Origin of the sequence: Micromonospora sp. Llam0, assembly GCF_003751085.1 — a bacterium.
In the GTDB taxonomy this organism is placed as follows: Bacteria; Actinomycetota; Actinomycetes; order Mycobacteriales; family Micromonosporaceae; genus Micromonospora_E.
The window spans coordinates 1,771,723-1,791,876 of sequence record NZ_RJJY01000002.1; the positions used below are offsets into that span (position 1 = coordinate 1,771,723).

General features: G+C 68.8%; 23 protein-coding genes and 1 pseudogene. 13 read left to right on the forward strand and 11 right to left on the reverse strand.

Annotated features, from left to right (window positions below; translation table 11 throughout):
• Positions 1-30: 30 nt before the first annotated feature.
• The 5 genes from EDC02_RS35325 to EDC02_RS35345 form a co-directional block, all read right to left on the reverse strand.
• Positions 31-522 carry a hypothetical protein gene (locus EDC02_RS35325; RefSeq protein ID WP_123606466.1) on the reverse strand — a complete coding sequence of 164 codons (492 nt, stop codon included), beginning with the start codon at positions 520-522 and terminating at the stop codon, positions 31-33.
• 32 nt (positions 523-554) lie between these two features.
• Positions 555-1,775 carry an ABC transporter permease gene (locus tag EDC02_RS35330; RefSeq protein ID WP_123606467.1) on the reverse strand — a complete coding sequence of 407 codons (1,221 nt, stop codon included), beginning with the start codon at positions 1,773-1,775 and terminating at the stop codon, positions 555-557.
• Positions 1,763-2,521 carry an ABC transporter ATP-binding protein gene (locus EDC02_RS35335; protein WP_233606605.1) on the reverse strand — a complete coding sequence of 253 codons (759 nt, stop codon included), beginning with the start codon at positions 2,519-2,521 and terminating at the stop codon, positions 1,763-1,765. The genes EDC02_RS35330 and EDC02_RS35335 overlap by 13 nt, the downstream gene beginning before the upstream one ends.
• Complete coding sequence (locus tag EDC02_RS35340; protein ID WP_123607404.1) at positions 2,518-3,726, reverse strand: efflux RND transporter periplasmic adaptor subunit; 1,209 nt, start codon at positions 3,724-3,726, stop codon at positions 2,518-2,520. Before EDC02_RS35340 ends, EDC02_RS35335 begins: the two co-directional genes overlap by 4 nt.
• An 80-nt stretch (positions 3,727-3,806) precedes the next feature.
• Positions 3,807-5,171 (reverse strand): efflux RND transporter periplasmic adaptor subunit, encoded by a 1,365-nt coding sequence (locus EDC02_RS35345; RefSeq protein ID WP_158632422.1) that lies wholly within the window; start codon positions 5,169-5,171, stop codon positions 3,807-3,809.
• 257 nt (positions 5,172-5,428) lie between these two features.
• Here EDC02_RS35345 and EDC02_RS35350 point away from each other — a divergent pair, with 257 nt between their 5' ends.
• A complete protein-coding gene (locus EDC02_RS35350) occupies positions 5,429-6,052 on the forward strand; it encodes a hypothetical protein (protein ID WP_123606469.1) in 624 nt (207 codons plus the stop codon).
• Between the two features lie 39 nt (positions 6,053-6,091).
• Here the strand turns inward: EDC02_RS35350 and EDC02_RS35355 are convergent, their stop codons facing one another.
• Together EDC02_RS35355 and EDC02_RS42605 are read right to left on the reverse strand one after the other, a co-directional pair.
• On the reverse strand, positions 6,092-7,015 hold the full coding sequence (locus EDC02_RS35355) for an NAD(P)-dependent oxidoreductase (RefSeq protein WP_123606470.1): 924 nt from the start codon (positions 7,013-7,015) through the stop codon (positions 6,092-6,094).
• Between the two features lie 50 nt (positions 7,016-7,065).
• Entirely contained in the window at positions 7,066-8,322 is a 1,257-nt protein-coding gene (locus EDC02_RS42605) for an alpha/beta fold hydrolase (RefSeq protein WP_123606471.1), read from the reverse strand.
• 277 nt (positions 8,323-8,599) lie between these two features.
• Between EDC02_RS42605 and EDC02_RS35365 the strand changes: the two genes are divergently transcribed.
• From EDC02_RS35365 to EDC02_RS43000, 6 genes are all read left to right on the forward strand, one after another.
• Positions 8,600-9,841: a hypothetical protein gene (locus tag EDC02_RS35365; protein ID WP_148083764.1), complete on the forward strand. Its 1,242-nt coding sequence runs from the start codon at positions 8,600-8,602 to the stop codon at positions 9,839-9,841.
• A 329-nt stretch (positions 9,842-10,170) separates the two neighbouring features.
• Complete coding sequence (locus tag EDC02_RS35370; RefSeq protein WP_158632423.1) at positions 10,171-10,890, forward strand: hypothetical protein; 720 nt, start codon at positions 10,171-10,173, stop codon at positions 10,888-10,890.
• Positions 10,891-10,915: 25 nt separating this feature from the next.
• Complete coding sequence (locus EDC02_RS35375; protein WP_233606606.1) at positions 10,916-11,263, forward strand: NUDIX domain-containing protein; 348 nt, start codon at positions 10,916-10,918, stop codon at positions 11,261-11,263.
• On the forward strand, positions 11,260-11,754 hold the full coding sequence (locus EDC02_RS35380) for a hypothetical protein (protein ID WP_148083765.1): 495 nt from the start codon (positions 11,260-11,262) through the stop codon (positions 11,752-11,754). The genes EDC02_RS35375 and EDC02_RS35380 overlap by 4 nt, the downstream gene beginning before the upstream one ends.
• Positions 11,751-12,074 (forward strand): DUF433 domain-containing protein, encoded by a 324-nt coding sequence (locus tag EDC02_RS35385; protein ID WP_199758036.1) that lies wholly within the window; start codon positions 11,751-11,753, stop codon positions 12,072-12,074. The genes EDC02_RS35380 and EDC02_RS35385 overlap by 4 nt, the downstream gene beginning before the upstream one ends.
• On the forward strand, positions 12,071-12,436 hold the full coding sequence (locus EDC02_RS43000; RefSeq protein ID WP_123606477.1) for a DUF5615 family PIN-like protein: 366 nt from the start codon (positions 12,071-12,073) through the stop codon (positions 12,434-12,436). Before EDC02_RS35385 ends, EDC02_RS43000 begins: the two co-directional genes overlap by 4 nt.
• A gap of 305 nt (positions 12,437-12,741) precedes the next feature.
• Here EDC02_RS43000 and EDC02_RS35395 read toward each other — a convergent pair whose 3' ends face one another.
• Genes EDC02_RS35395 through EDC02_RS35405 form a run of 3 tightly spaced genes read right to left on the reverse strand, consistent with a single transcriptional unit; the run spans position 12,742 to position 14,449 of the window.
• Entirely contained in the window at positions 12,742-13,557 is an 816-nt protein-coding gene (locus EDC02_RS35395; RefSeq protein ID WP_123606478.1) for a DNA-processing protein DprA, read from the reverse strand.
• Positions 13,488-14,117: a hypothetical protein gene (locus tag EDC02_RS35400; protein ID WP_123606479.1), complete on the reverse strand. Its 630-nt coding sequence runs from the start codon at positions 14,115-14,117 to the stop codon at positions 13,488-13,490. The genes EDC02_RS35395 and EDC02_RS35400 overlap by 70 nt, the downstream gene beginning before the upstream one ends.
• A gap of 2 nt (positions 14,118-14,119) precedes the next feature.
• Positions 14,120-14,449, reverse strand: a complete 330-nt coding sequence (locus EDC02_RS35405) for a hypothetical protein (protein ID WP_123606480.1) — start codon at positions 14,447-14,449, stop codon at positions 14,120-14,122.
• 109 nt (positions 14,450-14,558) lie between these two features.
• Between EDC02_RS35405 and EDC02_RS35410 the strand changes: the two genes are divergently transcribed.
• From EDC02_RS35410 to EDC02_RS35420, 3 genes are all read left to right on the forward strand, one after another.
• On the forward strand, positions 14,559-15,482 hold the full coding sequence (locus tag EDC02_RS35410; RefSeq protein ID WP_199758037.1) for a helix-turn-helix transcriptional regulator: 924 nt from the start codon (positions 14,559-14,561) through the stop codon (positions 15,480-15,482).
• Entirely contained in the window at positions 15,479-15,685 is a 207-nt protein-coding gene (locus tag EDC02_RS35415; RefSeq protein WP_123606481.1) for a DUF397 domain-containing protein, read from the forward strand. The genes EDC02_RS35410 and EDC02_RS35415 overlap by 4 nt, the downstream gene beginning before the upstream one ends.
• An 860-nt stretch (positions 15,686-16,545) precedes the next feature.
• Entirely contained in the window at positions 16,546-18,033 is a 1,488-nt protein-coding gene (locus tag EDC02_RS35420) for an ISKra4 family transposase (RefSeq protein ID WP_370461507.1), read from the forward strand.
• Positions 18,034-18,388: 355 nt separating this feature from the next.
• On the opposite strand, the gene EDC02_RS35425 is transcribed toward EDC02_RS35420, so the two are convergent.
• Positions 18,389-18,745, reverse strand: a complete 357-nt coding sequence (locus tag EDC02_RS35425; RefSeq protein ID WP_233606607.1) for a PadR family transcriptional regulator — start codon at positions 18,743-18,745, stop codon at positions 18,389-18,391.
• Positions 18,746-19,044: 299 nt separating this feature from the next.
• Between EDC02_RS35425 and EDC02_RS43005 the strand changes: the two are divergent.
• The 3 genes and pseudogenes from EDC02_RS43005 to EDC02_RS35445 all read left to right on the forward strand — a co-directional run.
• Positions 19,045-19,164, forward strand: a pseudogene (locus tag EDC02_RS43005) (type II toxin-antitoxin system VapB family antitoxin); the annotation flags it as partial.
• 59 nt (positions 19,165-19,223) lie between these two features.
• On the forward strand, positions 19,224-19,685 hold the full coding sequence (locus tag EDC02_RS43010; RefSeq protein WP_370461598.1) for a PIN domain-containing protein: 462 nt from the start codon (positions 19,224-19,226) through the stop codon (positions 19,683-19,685).
• 124 nt (positions 19,686-19,809) lie between these two features.
• Complete coding sequence (locus EDC02_RS35445) at positions 19,810-20,097, forward strand: UvrD-helicase domain-containing protein (RefSeq protein WP_233606608.1); 288 nt, start codon at positions 19,810-19,812, stop codon at positions 20,095-20,097.
• The last annotated feature ends 57 nt before the right edge of the window (positions 20,098-20,154 follow it).

The following is a 20,154-nucleotide window of genomic DNA, read 5'->3' on the forward strand; positions in this document are numbered from 1 at the left end:
TGTCGATCTGGATGTGATCAGAGTCAGTTGTCAGTCACCGGCGACGATCGATTCGGCGCTTACGGTGCCGTCGGTCGCCGTCTCGCCGTCCACCGACACCGGTGCGCCAACAGCCAACCCGTCGAGGTCACCGGGCACCCGGACCGCCGTCCCGTCATCGGTGTGCACGATCACCACCTCCCCGGCGTCGGTCTCCACGTACACCGTGTCGCCGTCGACCAACTTCACCGTGCCGACCGCTGCCGGTTCCTGACCGGTCCCTCCCTCACCGGTCCCTTCCTGGCCCGTCGTGGCGGCCGTACCGCCCGGCTGAAACTGCCCCGCCCCCGGCTGGAACTGCCCGGCGCCGGCCCCGCGCAGTCCGGGCCCGGTCCCCGCGCCGGTTCCGTCGTCCGACGGCACCGCCACGCCGACGGCGAACCCGGCGACGAGCAGCAGCACGGCGAACAGCCACGGAGTGAGCCGGTTGGTCCACGGCCGAGGCGTCGCAGCGGCCAGCCATTCGATTTCGTCGTCGCGCACGTCATCTCCACCAGTCGTCATCGATCGGCCGCCTACTCGTACCGCAGGGCGTCGATGGGTCGCAGATTCGCCGCCCGGCGAGCGGGAACGCTGCCGAAGAAGAGCCCGATCGCCACCGACACACCCAGCGCCAGCAACACCGAACTCGGCACGATCACCGGCTCCACCCCGACGATGGTGAACCGGCTACCGATCACCGCGACCGCGACCCCCGCCGCGCCGCCGATCGCGCTGAGCAGCGTCGCCTCGACGAGGAACTGGGTCATGATCGTGCCCGGTGGGGCACCCAGCGCCTTGCGGATACCGATCTCACGGGTCCGTTCGGTCACCGTCACCAGCATGATGTTGGTGATGCCGATCCCGCCGACCAGCAGGCTGATCGCCGCGACCGCGCCGAGCAGAACGGTGAACGTCTCCGCCGTCGACGCCTGGGTTTCGAGTAGCTGCGACGCGTTCTGAATCCGGTACGCCTGGCTGGTGCCGCCGACCCCGGTGCCGCCAGCGCCGCCAGCGCTGTCGCTCGCGAGCCTGCGGTCCAGGATCGCGCTGACCTGCGCCTGCGCGGCGTCGACCCGGTCCGGTCCGGTCGCCTCCACCAGCACCGAGCTAATCGAGCCGTACCCGGTCAGCGCCTGACGCACCGCGCTCAGCGGGGCCACCACCAGGTCGTTGGCGTCCTGCAGGCCGCCGGAGGAGGTCTTCTCGGCGAGTACGCCGACCACGGTGAACAGGGCACCGTCGACCATCAACTGGCTGCCCAGCGGATCCGCCCCGGCGAAGAGTTCGTCGACGACGGTCTGCCCGACCAGCGCCACCCGCCGGCCCTGGGCGACGTCGGCGTCGGTGAACGCGGCACCCTCGTCGACCTGCGTGTTCGACGCGGCCAGGTAGCTCGGGTAGCTGCCGACGAACTGGCCGACGGAGTGGTCGGCGTCGCCGTAGGTGAGCGTCGCCGAGGTGCTGACCACCGGCGACACCGAACGGACGTCCGGGGCGAGCACCGGATCGTGCAGCGCCTCGGCGACCTCGACGGTCAGGCCGGTGCTGCCGCCGCCGGACGCCGACACGGTGATGGTGTTGGTGCCGAGCGCCTCGATCCGGTCGCTGATCGACTGCGCCGAGCCGTTGCCCACCGCGACGAGCAGGATCACCGCCGCCACGCCGATCAGGACGCCGAGTGTGGTCAACGCCGACCGCAGCTTGTTCGCTCCGACGCCGCGAAACGCGGATCGGACGATCTCTACCGGCCCCACGGGGCAACCTCCCGGTACGGCATGCCCACAGTTGGCTGACCGGCAGTTGGCTGACCGATCGCGGCTCGCCGGTCGTCGGAGACGATCTGCCCGTCGCGTACCCGCAGCAGCCGGCGGGTCCGGTCGGCCACCTCCGGCTCGTGGGTGATCAGCAGGATGGTGCGGCCGTCCGCGTTGAGTCGGTCGAAGATGGACAGCACTTCCTCCGTGGAGCCGGTGTCCAGGTTTCCGGTCGGTTCGTCGGCCAGCACCAGCGCCGGTTCGGTGACCAGCGCGCGGGCGACCGCGACCCGCTGCTGCTGGCCGCCGGAGAGCTGATTCGGCAGGTGCCCGGCCCGGTCGGCGAGCCCGACCAGGTCGAGGGCGGCCAACGCCCGGCGGCGCCGAGCCGCCGGGCGAACTCCGGCGTACGCCAGCGGCAGTTCGACGTTCGCCACGGCGGTGGTCCGGGGGATCAGGTTGAACGACTGGAAGACGAAGCCGATGCGTCGGTTGCGGACCATGGCCAGTTGCCGTTCGGTGAGCCGGCTGACGTCCAACCCGTCGATCAGGTACTGGCCGGTGCTCGGCACGTCCAGGCAGCCGAGGATGTTCATCAACGTCGACTTGCCGGAGCCGGACGAGCCCATCACGGCGACGAAATCACCCCGGTCGACCTGCAGGGACACTCCGCGCAGGGCGGCGACCGCCGACTCGCCGACGCCGTACACCTTGGTCACGTCCCGCACGTCCAGGACGGGGTTCACCGGCCGCCGCCGCCGGTCAACCCGCCGCCGCCAGGGAATCCACCCCCGCCGGTCAACCCGCCCCCGCCGGGGAAGCCGCTGCCGCCGGGGAAGCCGCCGGTCCCGCTCTCCGACTCGGTGGGAATGGTGATCACCACCTGTTCGCCGGCGGTCAGCCCGGAGACGATCTCCACCGCGTCGGCGCCCCGCAGGCCGACTTCGACGGTACGGCTGACCTGCGCACCGTCGACAAGAACGGTGACCGATGCCCGGGTGCCGGTGCCGGTCAACGCCGCCGGGCTGACGGTCAGCACGTCCACCGCCTCGCCCACGACCACGGTCGCCTCCACGGTCTGCCCGGGCCGGACGCCGTCGGGCACCGAGTCCAGGTCGAGGGTGATCGGATAGCTGACCACCCCGTTGGTGGTGGTCGCATTCGGATCGATGACCCCGACGGTCGCGGTGGCCTCGGCGTCGGCAAGCGCGTTCCACTGGACGGTCGCCGGCTGGCCGACCTCAAGCTGCACCGCGTCGGTTTCCGACACCGAGGCGGTGACCTCCAGGCTGGTCAGGTCGGCGAGATCGACGAACCCGCTGGCCGACGACGACGATCCGGTCGTCTCCGCGCCTGAGCCGGCCGACCCGGTACCGCCACCAGATGACGACGTGCCGGTGCCGCCGCCGGACGACGCACCGACGCTGCCGTTGACCGCGACGACCGTACCGGCCATCGGGGCCACCAGCGTCGTGCCGTCGACGGCCGCCTGCGCCTCGGTGACCGCGAGTTCCGCGTCGGCCACCTCGGCGTCGGCGTCGGCCGTGGACTCACCGGCGGTCTCGGCGGTGTCGAGGGCGTCCCGCGCGGCGTCGAGGTTGGCCTGCGCGGCGTCCAGTTCCCGCTGGGCCACGGCGTCGTCGACCCGGGCGAGGACCGTACCCTCGTCGACCTGGTCTCCGACGGCCACCAGGATCTCGGTCACCGTGCCGCTGGTGACGAAGTCGGCGACCGCCGTCTTCGCGCTGCGTACCGAGCCGGAGGCGGTGACCGTCGCGGTCACCGTGGCCTGCCCGACGGTGACGGTCGCGGTGTCCGACAGGTCGGCGGCGGCGGTGTCGGTGCCGACCACTGCGTAGTAGGTCCAGCCGAGCGTGCCGAGCACCGCCACGGCGAGTACGGCGTTGATGATCAGCGGCCGGCGAAGGCCGGCGAGGTGGCGCACAGGCATGGCGGACAGCTTCTGGTGGCCGCCTCGACGTGACCTCGGTGCCGGCTCGGTGAAAGCTGGCAATTCACTGGTGGGTTCCATCAGCCACCGACCACTTCGTCGCCGACGACCAGCCCGTCGGTCACCTCGACGTACTGGTCACCACGGATGCCGACGGTCACCACCCGTTCCTGCCGGGCCCCGGCCCCGTCCGGTACGACGACGATGTCCGCGCCGTCGCTGCTTTGGCCGACCGCGGTGATCGGAACCCGTACCGCGTCCGCCACCTCGTCGACGACGATCCGTACGCCGGCGCTCTGGCCGACCAGCAGTCCGTCCGGGATGTCGTCGAAGTCGACGATCACCCCGTAGCGCACCAGCTGGCCGTCGACGCCGCCCACCGGGTCGACCTGGCTGAGGCGGGCGGGGAACTCCTCACCCGGCCGGGTCGCCACGGTGACGACGGCCGACTGGCCAGCCACCAACCGTGCGGCGTCGGCTTCGGGGAAGCTCGCCGTCACCTGCATCTGCGCGACCGCGCCGAGCTCGATGAAGGTGCCGCCGGCCCGTACCGTGCTGCCGATGGCGCCCGAGACGCCGAGCGCCTTGCCGTCGATCGGGGCGGTGATCACCGTACCGGCGAGGTCGTCCTCGGCGGCGGCGAGCCGCAGCTTTGCCGCGGTGACCTGCTGCCGGGCCCGCAGCACCGGGTCGCCACCGGACCCGCCGCCGGCCGCGTCGCCCGGCCCGCTCCCAGTTCCGGTCCCACTTCCGCTTTCACCTCCGGTCCCGCTTCCGTCCGGTGCTTCGCCGCAGCCGGTATCGGTGCCGGGCTGCCCACCCGAGCCGGTCGTGGGCGCGGTCGGCACGCTGGCTGGCAGGCTCGCTGGCGCACTGGTCGGCGTCGGCTGAGTCGGGGTCGGGGTCGGGGATCCGGTCGGTACGGACGCGGTGGGGGACGGCGTCGGCGTCGTGCCGGGCGTCCGGGACGGATCGGGGGTGGCCGATCCGGTCGCGTCCGGCGTCGGGCTGGTGGTGGGGTCGGGCGCGGTCCAGGCCGCGAGGGCGGCCGTCGTGCACCCGGAGCCGGCTCCAGCGTCCGTCTCCGTGTCGTCCGTCTCTGCGTCCGTCTGCGCGGTGACCAGGGCGTCCTGCGCCGCGGTCAACGCCTCCTGCGCCTGTTCGACAGCTTCCGTCGCGTCGCTGTCGTCGATGACGGCGAGCACGTCGCCGGCGGCGACATCCTGGCCGAGCCGTACGTCGAGCCGGGTCACCGTGCCCGCCACCCCGAAGCCGAGCTGGCGGTCCTCGGCCGGCTCGACGGCACCGGTGGCGGCGACCGCCACGGTCACCGTCCCCCGGTCGACCTGCACGGTGGCTACCGGGACGGCGTCGTCGGCGCTGGTCGGGCCGGCGAAGGCGTAGGCGACGGCGCCCGCCGTGACCAGCGTCGCGCCCGCTGCCACGGCGACGAGCCGGCGGGTTGTGGGCAGTCGCCTGAGCGGCGACCACCTGGGGCCGAGTTCCATGAGGCGGCAGTGTTCCGGGGTCGGCTCAGGACCGGCTCGGCGCCACCTCGGGGTTTCCTGTGAGCCACAGTTGACGACCGCGACACCCAGCGCGGTCACAGCAAACCCTGACGTTGTGCGGAGGTTCGCCAGGTCTGCTGGCCCCCGCACCGGCGACGACCGTCGCGGGCGCTCCTGATGGGAGGGTTTTCACCGTGCGCATCGCGCTCAGTCGTTCGGTATGGGGCGCGGCCGGGGGCATCTGTCTGCTGCTGCTCGCCGCCTGCGGAGAGTCCGACCCGGACTCCGGTGGTGACGCTGCTGCCGGTGGCGCCAACGCCATGACCGCGTACGTCGAGTGCCTCCAGGAGAACGGGATCGCCGACGCCGAGGTTCCCGAGACCGGAGGTGGATTCCCCGGTGGCGGCCCGGGTGGGATGCAGTCGGGGCAGCCCGGTGACCGACCGTCCGGGTTCCCGTCGGGAGCTCCGGATGGCTTCCCGTCCGGAGCGCCGTCTGATTTCCCGTCCGGCGGGCCGGGCGGGGCTGGGCCGGGTGGTGGCCGGATGGGCGGCGGATTCGCCGACATGCTGCGGCCCGACGGCGTAGACGACGAGACCTGGGCAGCGGCGCAGGAGGCGTGCCAGTCCGAACTGCCGACCGGCGGTGCCGGTGGCCCTCGCGGTGACGCCGGCACTGGAGCCGATGACAGCGACGACGCGGCGTACCGCAACTGTCTGGCCGAACGGGACGTCGAGTGGGCCGCCGATCTGGACGAGTCGGATCCGGTGATCGCCGAGGCGCTGGAAGCGTGCGAGCCGCTGCAACCCGCCGAGTGACCGGGTGACCCGCCGGCCGGGCTGGTCGGGCCGGCCTGGCTACCGGTCGGTCGGCGACGCGGCGAAGGTCTCACGAAGCGCCGGTTCGAGCGACCGGCCGGTCACCGGCTCGATGAACAGCTCAGCGAGGAGAACATCGGCAAGGTTGGCCGGGTTGAGGCCGGACTCTTTGCCGGCAAGCGCCCGCAACCCGCCACCGAGTCGCAAGGATGCACGCACCGCGCTGGCCGGCAGCCGGTTGACCGGTCGAGGTCGGCCGACCACATCGGCGATCCGCGCGATCATCTCGGCCCAGGTGAGGTTCTCGTCCGCGACCGGAATGTCCGTACCGCTGGCTTGCTCCAGCGCATCGACCGCTGCCTCGGCGACGCTGCTCGCCGAGGCAGCGGCGGTCCCGCCGACCGGCATGAACATGGGTGCACGAGACCTTGCCCACCGGTCCAGCGGGCCGGCCCAGTTCGGCAGCCGGTCGCCGACCCGACCGAAGACGAACGGCAACTCCAGCACCGCGACCGGCAGCTCGGAGCCGGCGGCCGCCCGCCCCTCGCTGGCCTGCTCCAGCCGGCAGCGGACGTACACATGCCGGTCCGCCAGGCGCCACTGCGGACGTAGCCGCTCGTAGTAGGTGTAGTACGAGCCGAGAATCACGCCACGGGTCAGACCCTCGTGGCGGGCGGCGGTGAACACGCGTACCACCGGATCGACGATTTCGCAGCGGAGCACGGGATGGATCGGCTTCCGGAGCACCCGTTGCTCATCGGCGCGGGTGCCGTACACGACGCCATCGTGACCGGCGAGCAGCTGCCGTAGTTCGTCGACCGAGGCTGCCTCGACATCGAGCACCTGGTCGACACCCGGACGGTCGGTACGCGCCACCGAGGTCACGGAGTGCCCCCGCCCGCGCAACCGCTGCACGACATGGGCACCGATCAGACCGGTACCGCCCACCACCAGGATCTTCATGTCGCCTCTCCGCTGCGGTCGTCCGGGCAGTGCGGCATCGTCCGCGCGTCTCACTCGGCCAGGAAGGCATCGATCTGGGCCAGGAACTCGGGCCACGCCGGCTCCGACGCGGTGAGCAGATGGTTGCGGCTGTCCAGCAGGACCAGTTGACTGTCCGGGATGAGGGTGGCCAGCTCGCTGGCCTGCGAGGTCGGCACCCGCATGTCGTCGCGGCAGTGCAGGATCAACGTCGGGCACTGCACCCGGTGGGCGATGTCCGAGACGTCGATCCGGGCGAACTCCTCCAGGAACCGGACCCCGTTGGCCGCCGAGGTGGTCCGCCGCTGGAAGCTGATGAAGTCCTCCAGCTCCTCCGGGGTGCCCTCGGGCAGAAACTGGGAAGCGAAGACGCCGAGGAAACTCGGGTCCTGGTGCGCCCAGCCGACCCGGGCCAGGTTAAGGTCCAGGGCCGCCTCGTCCTGCTCGGCCTGGTTGCGGGCCCGGACCTGGCGGCCCCGGGCGTACGCGCCAGCGAGAATCAGCCGGCTGACCCGCTCCGGTCGGCGGACGGCGTAGGCGACCGCCACCGCACCGCCCTGGGAGACGCCGAGCAGCGGAAACCGGTCCAGCCCTACCGCCTCGACCACGGTGTCCAGGTCGTCGACCCAGTCGTCGAAGGAGAAACTCGGCACATCCCAGTCCGACAGCCCGCACCCCCGCTCGTCGTAGCGGACCAACTGGCGGTCCCGGGCCAGCCCGTTGAGCCAGTGCGACCACACCGGGGTGGTCCACTCCAGATCGAGATGGGTCATCCAGTTGGCCGCCTTGAGCAGCGGCGGACCGGATCCGACGGTGGCGTAGGCGATCCGGGTGCCGTCGTCGGCTCGGCAGAACCGGACGACCTGGCGGTCCGCACCGCCGGTCTCCCCGGCGACGACCGACCGGGCCGGTGCCGGTCGGATCGGGTACGCGGCGGGCTCCGGCCCAGGGTCGGCCGGGTCACCGGCCCGGGTCACCGTCACCGATGCCGCGAACTGGTAGCCCCGCCGGTGGACGGTCCGGATCAGCCGCTGGTGACGGCCGGTGTCACCGACGGCGATCCGGGCGGTACGCAGCCCGGTGGTCAGCGCCGCCTCGCTGACGAAACGGTCGCCCCACACCTTGTCGAGCAGCTCGTTCTTCGTCACCACCCGGTCCCGGTGCTCGATCAGGTACTGCAGGAGGTCGAGCGCCCGGGGCTCCACGTGGACCGGCTCACCGGACCGCCGCAGCTGGTAACGGGCCATATCCAGTTCGTACTCGCCGAAGCTGTAGGTGTAGCCGGCCATCGGGTGAGCGTACCGTCCGGTTCGCCCCGGCCCCCGGCGGACGATCTTGACTCCCGGCTGGCGCCGACCTGGATACGCAGGTCAGCGGCACCTCTTACGGTCGGACTGTTTGAGACCCGACAGAAATGGTGTATCATTCCGGTCAGAATTGGCGTTGCGGTGATCACATAAATCCACTGTACGGGTCACCGACCGCAATCCTTCCTCACATTTTCCTCAGTGAATCCTTTGATCGCCACCAAGTCCGCGCGGTTCCGCGCTGCAAGGCTTGGTGCTCATGACATTCCTGCAACGCCGTCGGATGTTCCGACACGCCCGCACCGCGACCGTCCTGTCCGTACTGATGCTGGGTCCGATGCTCGCCGTCAGCACGCCGGCCGCCGCCTCCTCCACCGTGCCCACCGCGGAGATGGCCGACTGCCTGCTCTACGAATCGTCCGAGGAGCTGGCCTGCTACCGCGACTTCCGGACCGCCATGAAGGTGGCGACCGGCGGGGCGGTCACCGACGCGCCGCGCGACGGCAGCCGACTCGACGCCGCGACCACCGAGCGGATCGCCGCCGCCGGCGAGACCGCCACCCGCGCCATGGCATCGGGTAGGGCCGCAGCCGCCCAGGTGGTGCTCGGGATCGCGTACCGGGACGCCAACTTCTTGGGCGGCTCGCTGAGCATGATCTCGCAATCCGGCACCTGCAGCGGCGGCAAGTACTTCTACTTCAACAACCTCGCCGGCGCCGGCGCCGGCTGGAGCGACGTGATCAGCTCATACAAGAACGTCACCGACTGCGCCAGCAACTATTACGTCAACACCAACCAGTCCGGCACCCCCCACATGTGGTACTCGCACGACCAGCTCGCGCGGGTGCCCGCCGACAACCAGTACAGCTCGGTCAGGTTCTGGGACGGCCCGTCCCGCGCGGAGCTCTTCGAGCACTGCGACAGCCGGGCCGTGTCCTGCCAGTTCGTTGCGGGAACGCCGGTGACCGAGACCACCGCCGGCTTCCACGAGGTCGCCTCGCACTTCAACTGCACCCCGTACGACAACAGCCTGTCGGTCGAATGGTCCGACACCACCGGTGGGTCGATCAGCATGACCGCCAAGGTGCCCGCGACCACCTTCGGCTCCAGCGCGCTGAGCAACGTGTCGGCGAGCATCAGCCAGAGCATCGGCCGGCAGTGGAACTGGGAGTCGACGGTCTCCCGGACCACGTCGCTCAACGCCGGCCCGATGGGCTGGGCCGCGCTGGACCGCAGCCCCAAGCTGCAGACCGCCCAGGGCACGATCGAGATCAAGCTGAAGAACAAGGCCTGGGGCCGCAAGGAGTGGTACATCTGGGACTTCGAGGCGACCGTCGAGGTCCCCGACCACCTGGGCGTCACCCGGTCCCGGGGCGGCCCGATGACCGAGGCCCAGATCGCTGAGCTCTGCACCGACCCGGCCCGCCGGGCCGCCGCCGCGCCGACCCGCTTCGAGACCCGCCGGGAGCTCGCCAGTAGCACGCCGGCCACCGAAAGCTGATCCCTGCCAGTCATTACGGCCGGCTCCCATGCCTACCAGGGCCGTTGGATAGTTGGTCGGCCGATCTGGAGCTCCAGACCCGCCGATACGCTATCCCCATCCTTGTACGCAGCGTCACCCCGCTGGGTCGGGGTGCCGGTTGAGCTTGATGCCACAGGTGCATCTTGATGCACCTGTGGTATCGCGTCCCGCGAGGACTATCAACACGTCGATCACACACTGCCGAAACTAAAGTGCAAGAAAGCTGCCAGCCACGGTGGCAGGAAGGACCCATGAAGGTTCGGGATTCGGTCACCACAGCCGGCGGGTCCAGGTCGAACGAGGACCGAGTGGGCCACGCGGGACCGCTGGCCTGGGTGATCGACGGTGTCACCGACCTGTACGACGACACCGCCCTGCCCGCAGAGCGTGACGTGGTGTGGCTGGTCGACCTGGTCGGATCGCTGCTCACAGATGCCGGGACGGACGGCTATCAGGGCAACGGCGCCGACCTGTTGGAGCGGATCGCCGTCGAGGTGCAACGACGACAGGAGTCGTATGGCTTCCCACCGGACCGGATGCCGCCGGCCTGCTCGATCGGCCTCTGCATCGACCAGGGCGACGGCTTCGAGCTGACCCGCATCGGCGACGCCACCCGCGTCCTCTCGACCAGCTACTTCGACGGGCGGGAGGCGGCGGCGGTACGGGCCCGCGAACGCGACCCGGCAAAGGTCGTCGCGGCCATGCAGCAGCGACGCCGACACACCATGACCTCCGGTGACGTCGAGTCGGTCTTCTCCGGCCACCCGCAGCGCCGCCTCGTCCCGCACCGGATCGCAGCGAACTGGACGGGCACCGCTCACATCCTGCTCTGCACGGACGGCTTCGCCCGGCTGGTCAACGACTATCAGCTCTATCCGGGATGGTCCGAGGTCGTCGCCGAGGCCCGGGAGCGTGGGGTGGCGTACCTGGAGAAGCTGATCCGACAGACGGAGAGCGACCCGGCCGTCGGCGGTGACCGTTTCAAACGCGCCGACGATGTCGCCGCCGTCCTGATCTCCGCAAGCTGAGGCCGTACGGATGGGAGCACCTGCCGTGTCCGACCGGCCGCCGTACCTCGTCGAACGCAACCCGGGCTACTTCGAGTACCAGTTGCCGATCTCGGTGAAGCTGGTCGTCGACCACCACGGTCGGGTGCCGCTGCTGAAGAACGAACGCGACGAGTGGGAGCTGCCCGGCGGCAAGCTGGAGGTCGGCGAGTCCCCGGAGCAGGGCGCCTGCCGCGAGGTCGCCGAGGAACTGACCTACACCGACGAGCACGGGAAGCTTGGGGTCTTCGGCTACGACGAGGTGCCCGACCTGCACATGCCGGCACCGTACAAGGCGACGATCGCACGTTGGCGCGACCTCGTTCGCAGCTCGACGCTGGACGTGTCGCCGTGACCCGGCGGAAGTGCTACCGCCGTGCGGGCGGCAGGCCCGCTCGGGTGTTCCTCGCCGCGCTGTCGGTCGCAGTGTGTCTCGGCTGCACGTCGAGTCCGCCGGTCTCCGTCGCCGAAACGGACCCGACGCTGCTCGTTCACGACGTCCGCCGTGGGGGCGACGACGCGCAGATCGACGGATACCTGCGTCATCTCGCCGACGCGGACTGCTTCGTCCTCGAACCGGACGCGACGACCGGGCCGGACGGGATGCGCAACGTCGCCGTTTGGCCGCCCGGCACGAAGGTGTGGCGGGACGGTGGGCAGGTCGCCGGGGTCGACGTGCCCGGCCGGGAACCGATCGCGATCGGCAGCCGGGTCATCGGTGGTGGCGGCTACGCCGACCCGTCAACCAGCAACCTCGACCTGCCCGACGTATCCCCCGACTGCCTGACCGGCGGCGGCGAGCTCGCCATGTTGCACACCATGACCAGCGTCACCCCGCCTACGTGAGCACAGCAGATCGGGCCAAGCCCGGCCTCGACAGCACCGGGCTGACACGTCACCTGCTGGCGTTCGACTGGTCTACAGGACATCATGAAGGGATGAACGACGGAATTTCAATCGACCATCGGATCATGGGCGGGGTGCCCTGCATCGCGGGAACGCGTATCCCTGTCGCAACGGTGATCGGACTGCTAGGTCAGGGTTACAGCGTCAGCGAGGTGATTGAGGAATACCCAACTCTAACTAAGGAGGACATCCTCGCAGGCTTGCGTTTCGCCGCGCGAGCGGTCGACGAGCGGGAGCTTCCGTTGCGGCTGTCCGCATGAGGTTCTTGATTGACGAGTGCCTGTCTATCAAGGTTGCCCACCTGCTGGCAGACTCCGGGTATGATGCGCTCCACGTCAACGACTGCGGGTTGGCTGGCGAGCCGGATCAACGTGTCCTGAGCAAGGCTGTCACAGATGGGCGCGTTCTTCTATCGGCAGACACGGATTTTGGCGAGATTGTCGCACGGTCCGGCGCAGGCACACCAAGCGTGATCCTATTCCGGCGCTCCGATCGTTCGGCCACGTCACTGACGTCCGTTCTTCTTGCAAATCTTACCGAGATTGCAGCTGACCTCGAAAAAGGCGCGTTCGTGGTTCTCGGCGAGGAACGGTTGCGAATTCGCCCTCTCCCATTCAGGTAGCCAGCCTCTACAGCACCGAGCCAGCTGTCCCGACCACGCCCAGCGCTTGAAGTCATACACTGCTGGCGCCCTTCGTCGGGTGCCACTGCGTTGGGATGGTCGAGATGCCGGAGCGGGGCCGCGCGACCGGTGCGGGTAGCGGCAAGGGCTGGTGGCCGTTGGCTGGCGGCTTTGGCGTTGCCGCGCTGGGTCACGCACTGGCCGTCGCCGCTCTGACGATCCCGGTCAGGGCGCTCGGCGCGTCCAGCCCCAGCGAGGGCTGGTCACCGGATGGGTCGGCGGCTGGGTCTTGGTCATTGCCATCGTTACCACGTGGCTTGCGCTCGCGGAGTCGTAGCGCCCTCCCCGCCGGGTTCGGCGGGCAGTCGGCTGAGGATACCGTCGACGGCTTCGATCAGCTCTGCCGTGCCGCGTACGACGTGGACGCCCGGCTTGGTGGCCAGGGCTTGCGCCCACCGGCTTTGCAGGGCATGGCTGGTCAGGATCACCGGCCGGCCGTGCCCGAGGGCAAGGCGTGCCTGGATTCGGGCACCGCTGGTCTCGCCGGCTTCGACGACGAGGGTCGCCGCCGCGTAGCCGCTCATCACCGCGTTGCGCATCGGAAAGCTCCGCCTGGTGGGACCGGAATCGGGCCAGAACTGGCTGACGACAAGGCCGACGTCGGCGATGTGGTCCTGCAGACGCCGGTTGCCAGGTGGATAGTAGTTGCGGATGCCGGTGCCGATGACCGCGACGGTCCGGCCACCAGCGTCGAGGGCTGCGGTGTGCGCAGCGGTGTCGATGCCGTGAGCCAGCCCGCTGGCGACGGTCACTCCCCGGTTGGCCAGCGACTCGGCCACCGATCGCGCGATGCCGAGTCCGCGCGCTGACGACTTGCGGCTGCCGATGATGGCTACGGCCTGGTCGTTGGCCCGCAGCTCGCCACGGGTGAACAGCAGCGGAGGTGCCTCTTTGATGCCACGCAACTGGGCGGGGTAGCTGTCGTCGGAGAATGCGTATACGCCGATCCCGTCCGCCCGCCATCCGGCGATCTCGTAGGCAGCGGCTGAGATCAGCTCAGCAGCAGAGCCGGTGGCGACCGGAAACAGTGTCTCGGGCTGACGCAGCACCCGGTCGGGCATCGAACCTCCCACATCCAGTCAACGGCCGGGCGGGTGCCGGACTCGTAGGCCAGCGCCCAGGCAACGTCGCTCGGCGTCAGGGCGTACATCTCGGCGATCGTCTCGGGGTCGGGTCGGTAGCTGACCGCGGAGTCGCCGACCCAGCCGATGCGCCGGTGGAAGGCCGCGGCCGGCGGGGTCAGCGTCAGCCGGTCGCCGGTGGTCGTGACCAGCCACCATCGCGGATGCAGGCCGGCAGCGGCCTGGACATCCCGGACTACCTCGCGTCCATCGGTGAAGACGCGCCGGCCGGCGATCGGGTGCGGCACGCCGAAGTGGTCCCGGAGCAACGCGAGGAAGACCGGCAGCCCGGTCATCGGCACACGATGCGCTTGTCGGTGTTCCCGCAGGTAGGCCGCTTCGACGAACTCGGCCCAGTCGAGCACCCGCCGGCCGGGCGCGCCGGTCCGGCTGCCGGACGGCCCGGACCGCCGCTGGCGGCCGTCGGTGACGGCCAGCCGGCGGCGCAAGGTCGATGGCGGTACGCGGAGCAGCCGGGCCGCTGCCGCTTCGGTGAACACGGCTATTCGGCGGCGGGTACGAGGACTTCCGAGCCGGACCAGTTGATGTCGAGGTTGCCGAGGTCGCTCTCGGGTTGGTCGTCTTCGTCGAGGGTGCTGAAGGCGGCGTGGTAGCAGCCGAACCCGTGGCCGCCGGCGGTCAGGGTCGCGATCGCCCAGCCGCGCAGGTTCTCCCCCAACTTCTCCGGCTGACGCGGGTCGACGGCGACCCGGATGACTCCGAGCAGGTCGTACGTCTGGTCGCGCGTGCCGGCGTTGTCGATGCGGCACAGTGAGAAGCCGCACCGCTCCCCTTCTTCCTGCTGGTAGATCAACTTTCCGAATCGGTACACGGGAACCTCCTGGCATCGGTCCTACTCGGATTTCCCCAAGGATGAGGGCCGGCGAGGTTGATATCAAGTAGCCGAGGGTGTTTACTTCAGAACGGGACCACATTGGCTGATGGCAGAGGAGCTGACACCGGTGCCACCAAAGGGGACCACCCGGGAGCGCAAGGCCGATCCGTTGACCGAGGGCTCGCCGGTCGTGCAGGCATGGGAGCTGGGCCTGCGGTTACGGCAGCGCCGCGAGGAGATCGGCATGACCGCCGCTGCGGCCGGCAAGGCCGCCGGCATCATCCAGGCGTACGTGTCCGGCGTGGAGGCCGGCCGAGTCAAGTTGCCGGCGAAGCGGCTGGCGCAGCTGATCGACATCTACGAGCTGGAGCCGGACGACGCCGCCGAGTTGGAGGCGCTACGAGTGGGCGCCGCGCGTCGCGGCTGGTGGCAGGACTACGCCAAGCTCTTCCCGAACGAGTTCCTGCGCTTTCTCGGCTACGAGGCTGGCGCGTCGCAGATCCGCAGCTTGCACTCCGAGGCCATCCACGGCCTGTTGCAGACCGAGGAGTACGCCCGCGCGGTCATCCGTGGCGGCAACACTCTTGTGCGTCTCACCGAGGTCGAGCGGCGAGTCGCCGTACGGATGGCTCGCCAGATCCGGCTCGGTGGCGACGATCCGATCCGGCTCAGCACGGTGATCAACGAAGGCGCGCTGCGTCAACAGGTTGGCGGCCCAGCGGTGATGCGCGACCAGCTCAACCACCTCGTCACCCTGATGACTGAGCGGCCGGAGCAGATCGAGATCCGGGTGATGCCGTTCACTGCCGGTGCGCACCCGGCATTCGGCGGCCCGTACCAGATCCTGTCCTTCGCCTCGCCCCGGCTGTCGGACCTGGTCTGGCAGGAGATCCTGACCTTCATCGACATCGTCGACCAGTCGGTGCAGGTGAACGACTACGTGGTGACCTTCGCGGAAGCTCGTGAGCGCGCGTTAAGCTCGCAGGACTCACTTGCTCTGATCCGCGAGATCGCCATGGAGATGAGATGACCCCTCAGAGTAGCACCCCGGACCGGGACTGGTTCACGTCGTCGCGCAGCTCCGACAACGCTCTCTGTGTCGAGGTCCGCTTCGGTGGTGGCCAGGTGGACGTACGCGACACCAAGGACCGCACCGGCCCGACGCTCGCCTTCGATGCCACCACCTGGACCAGCTTCGTCACCGGCCTCAAGCACACCCCCACCCAGCCCTGACGACTCGCCCTGCTCCGCTGGCTCCCCCGATGTCAACCGCAAGGGCTGGTCCGGAAACCCGGGTCAGCCCACCCAACCCCCGTTTAGCACTACTCAGCTGAGTCGTTGAGGAGATCGGGATGACCAGTTGAGACTAGGAACGGTTCACGTCGTCGCCCAACTCGCCCCCGGCGAGGTTCGCTAGCGGTCAGATGGACACACCCGTACCAAGGACGCACCGACGCCGAGTCGCTCGAAACTGTACAGCGATGTGTATCAGCATCTCACCTAGCACGGCAGTACCACCCGCACCCGCTGGTACCACCAACGCATCCGAGTAGAATGCAACTACGCCCTGACGTTTCAAAAATGGATTTCAGGTAAATTAGGCATTCGAAGCGACCAGAAAGAGCGCCACTAAGACCAGGACGAGTGGACCGGCAGCAATAATAGCGATTGCAGACTGCGGCACAGGCGGCGCCATCTCCGTGCCAGTCCGTGGATCGATGACTCGATCGCTCTTTTTGCGCCTCCGCACTATCAACCACATTGCGACAGACAGCAGAGTGACCTGGCCCAGTATCACCGAAAGAAGCTCAGGAGATCCAACGACCTCAGATTGTCCAGTCAGCAGATGATAAAGACCTCGGACCAAGAGCGCCACAGCGGCAGCAAACAGCACCGCAGCAGCGATCGCGCTCCGAGTTGGCGACGGGTGCGGCTCTTCTGGAGTGAGGCGGTGATTGCCTATGGTCGCGGAGTGGTTGCGGGGAGTGGTCGCGGGGGTGTTTGGGTCGGTTGGAAGGTTGAAGGGCTCCTTCTCGTAGGTTGATGGGTGGTCTAGATCCACAACCGAAGAAGGAGCCCGGGTGTCAGGGTACGTGGTGGCGGGGGCGTTCGACCGGTCGCGGGAGTGTTTCGAGGAGTTGGTGGAGGGGTTGGCCGGCTCGGACAGTGACGGGTTGACGCACGCCGAGTTGGAGGACCGCCTCGCGGTGCGGGGTCGTGAGCTGCTGCGGTTGTTGTTGCAGGACCATGTGGATCTGCGGGCGGCGCGGGAGGTGCGCCGGGAACGGGTGGTCGGTGCCGATGAGGTGGTCCGTTCCCGGGTGGAGGTGGGGCATGGTCGGGGGCTGGGCACGGTGTTCGGTGCGGTGACGGTGACCAGGATGGCGTACCGGGCGTCGGGAGTGGCCAACCTGTATCCGGCGGACGCGGTGTTGAACCTGCCGGTGGAGAGGCATTCGCACGGGCTGCGCCGGTTGGCGGCGGTGGAGTCGGTACGGGGATCGTTCGACGACGCGGTCGCCGCGATCGACCGGTCGTGCGGGGTGGGTGTGGGGAAACGGCAGGTGCAGGAGTTGGCGGTGGCCGCCGCTGTGGACGTGGCCGCGTTCTACGACACCCGATCGCACCGGCCGGTCGGCGATGGCTGGCTGCTGGTGCTGTCGTTCGACGGTAAGGGTGTCGTGATGATCCCGTCCGCGTTACGGGACGCCACCGCGAAGGCCGCCGCCCGGACAGGCCGTAGGTTGACCACCCGGCTGTCGCCGGGAGAGAAACGTGGCCGTAAACGGATGGCGGAGTTGGCGGTGGTCTACGACGCGGCGCCGGTGCCGCGTACCCCGTCCGAGATCATCACCGGTGACGACGGCCGGCGTCGGCGGGGTCCGGTCGCCCAGGCCAGGTGGTTGACGGCGTCCGTGGTCGACGACATCGCCCCGGTCGTCGCCGCCGGGTTCGACGAGGCGTGTCGCCGTGACCCGCGGCAGGCGCGGACCTGGGTCGTGCTCGTTGACGGTAACCGTGCCCAGATCGACGCGGTCCGGGCCGAGGCGGACCGCCGCCAGGTGAAGGTCCACATCGTGCTGGACTTCGTCCACGTGCTCGAGTACGTGTGGAAAGCGGCGTGGGCGTTCTTCTACACCGGTGACCCCGCCGCCGAGGCGTGGGTCGGCGAGCAGGCGGTCAAGATCCTGTCCGGCAAGGCCGGGCAGGTCGCGGCCGGGATCCGTCGGCGGGCCACCCGGTACGGATACTCGGCCAGGGAACGCGCCGGCGCCGACGAGTGCGCCGACTACCTGACCCGCCACCAGCCCTACCTGGACTACCACACCGCGTTGGCTGCGGGGTGGCCGATCGCCACCGGCGTGATCGAGGGCGCCTGCCGGCATCTGGTCAAGGACCGCATGGACATCACCGGCGCCCGCTGGGGACTGGACACCGCCGAAGCCATCCTCAAGCTACGCGCCGTATCCGCCAACGGCGACTTCAACGCCTACTGGGCCTTCCACCTGCAACAAGAACACCAACGCATACACCAGAACAGATACCAGCAACAACGGGAGGGCTACACCCTCGCCGGATGACCAGCCATCACTCCAAAAGAGCCGCACCCGTTGGCGACTCAAAGGAAGTCCTCCATCCGCCCCGCCGACGACCGAGCACTCGAGCCAGTTCACTTGCGTACTCGGCCGGCTCACCGAACGCAAGCCGAGGGTCCTCGCCGCTCTCGATGACATGGCTCTCCACCTCAGCGAGCGCCTCTGCTATACGTGGCGCAGGTAGCTTACACATCCGCAGCGCCAGCAATAACTCCTGCTGGTATCTCTCAAATTTGAGATTCACAATCTGATGCATCACTGTCCCGTCAGACCGCCGATCTTACTGAGGATTAACCAGAGGGCGACTTACCATCCGACGTTGCTCCCTTCGCCACAAGCTTCAATCGTCGACAGAATGTGCATCGAGTTTTTTGATTACCGAAGCCACCCTGTCAGTAAATGTTCGCCAATCGGCAATTCGCGCTCGCAACTCTTCGAGGCCAGCGTCGGTGATTGCGAAGAACTTGCGCCCTGGACCTGCCTCACCCGCACGCCAGGATGAGATCACTAGGCCATCGACCTCCAAGCGCGCAAGAACGGGATAAAGCGTCCCTCCTTTCACAGCTCCCAGACCAGCGCCCTGCAGACGCTGTGCAATCGCGTAGCCGTAGATCTCCCCCTCCGCGACCATCGTGAGCACGCAGAGCGCAAGCGCACCACGCATCCACTCTGTCGGCCACTGCCTGTTGCCGTCCACTGGACAACTGTATCGCTAACTAGTTAGGCACACAACCTAGCCTACCGCGCCACTGCCAGTCCTCGTCGCCGTTGACGCGCCTGTGGTGCGGGGCGGATTTCCGCCGGACGACGTGGCCGATGCCCGGACAGGCTCGGCCGTCTCTCAGGTTGAGGGGACAGCACCCTCCGGCAGTTCAGTACTTCGTACCCGTCTGGCTCCGGGATCGGCGCGCTGCCGGTGGTCTAGCGGCACCCACGGCCGCCTGAACCAGGGTATGTTGGTGATGTTGGGAAGGCTCATACATGATGGGGGCAGCGATGACCGTCACGCAGATCGACCTTGACGACGAGGCGTTGGCCGAGGCGATGCGCCTGTCCGGGGCCAGGAGCAAGAAGGAAACCGTGAACCTCGCGTTGCGCGAGTACGCTGCACGGCATCGACGCATCGCGGCACTCGATCACCACGCCACAGTCGCACAGGGCTGGGACTACGAGGGTTGGCAGGACCTCCACGCAGCAGGCAAGGCACCAGCCGCGCGATCCGGTACCTGGTCGATTCCTCGGCGCTCTGGCGCCTACTACGTGAGCCTGCCGCGCGAGCCGCATGGGCTAGCGTCATCTCCGATCATGCGATCGGCTCATGCCAGCCACAGCGCACAGAGTTTCGGCGTTCCGCTCGCAATCTGGACGAGTATGACCAAATGAATGACATGTTCGCCGATTTGTACCCCGATGTTGTTGTCCCAAAGGCAGCATGGCGGTGGGTGGAAACAGCTCAGTACCGGCTGCTACGGGCCGGCGTACACCGCGCCCTGTCCTGCGTGGATCTTTTGGTGTGCGCATGTGCCGCTGTCAACGGACTGGTGATCCTGCACGATGACAACGACTTCGTCACTGCGGCACGGCACCTTCCAGATCTCGCCGAACGACGGGTGCATGTACATCCAGCGGCGGGGTGAACTGCGGCAGCGCTTGGCCGGCTCGACCGGCGGTCCTGGATCGTATCCACGCAGGCTCACATAGAGCTGTCCCTCCGGGTATCGCGCCTTGACCCGGTGCGCCCAGCGAACAGCCAGCGAGGTCTTGCCGACCCCAGCCGTCGTCGACGAAGGCCAGGATCTGCACCCGGCGCAGTGGCGGCTGCTGCGGGCCGCCGTCGCCGCCGGCCCCGACGACCTGTTCATCGTCGCCGACCCGCACCAGCGCATCTATGACAACCATGTGTCGCTGGGCAGCCTCGGCGTCGGGATCCGCGGCCGCAGCCGCAAGCTGACCATCAACTACCGCACCACCCAGGAGATCCTCGCCTGGTCGGTGCGGCTACTCACCGGCGTGCAGCCGACCGGGCTGGACGACCAGCCCACCCGTTGATCACACCGGCCGAGCACGGGATCGTGATCGACTCTACCGACCAAATAGGTCCTTCTT

Coding starts and splice junctions, on each gene's coding strand:
- EDC02_RS35340 (WP_123607404.1), bottom strand. CDS start 3,726: ATGCCTGTGCGCCACCTCGCCGGCCTTCGCCGGCCGCTGATCATCAAC.
- EDC02_RS35355 (WP_123606470.1), bottom strand. CDS start 7,015: ATGAAGATCCTGGTGGTGGGCGGTACCGGTCTGATCGGTGCCCATGTC.
- EDC02_RS42605 (WP_123606471.1), bottom strand. CDS start 8,322: ATGGCCGGCTACACCTACAGCTTCGGCGAGTACGAACTGGATATGGCC.
- EDC02_RS35365 (WP_148083764.1), top strand. CDS start 8,600: ATGACATTCCTGCAACGCCGTCGGATGTTCCGACACGCCCGCACCGCG.
- EDC02_RS43000 (WP_123606477.1), top strand. CDS start 12,071: ATGAGGTTCTTGATTGACGAGTGCCTGTCTATCAAGGTTGCCCACCTG.
- EDC02_RS35395 (WP_123606478.1), bottom strand. CDS start 13,557: ATGCCCGACCGGGTGCTGCGTCAGCCCGAGACACTGTTTCCGGTCGCC.
- EDC02_RS35410 (WP_199758037.1), top strand. CDS start 14,559: ATGGCAGAGGAGCTGACACCGGTGCCACCAAAGGGGACCACCCGGGAG.
- EDC02_RS35415 (WP_123606481.1), top strand. CDS start 15,479: ATGACCCCTCAGAGTAGCACCCCGGACCGGGACTGGTTCACGTCGTCG.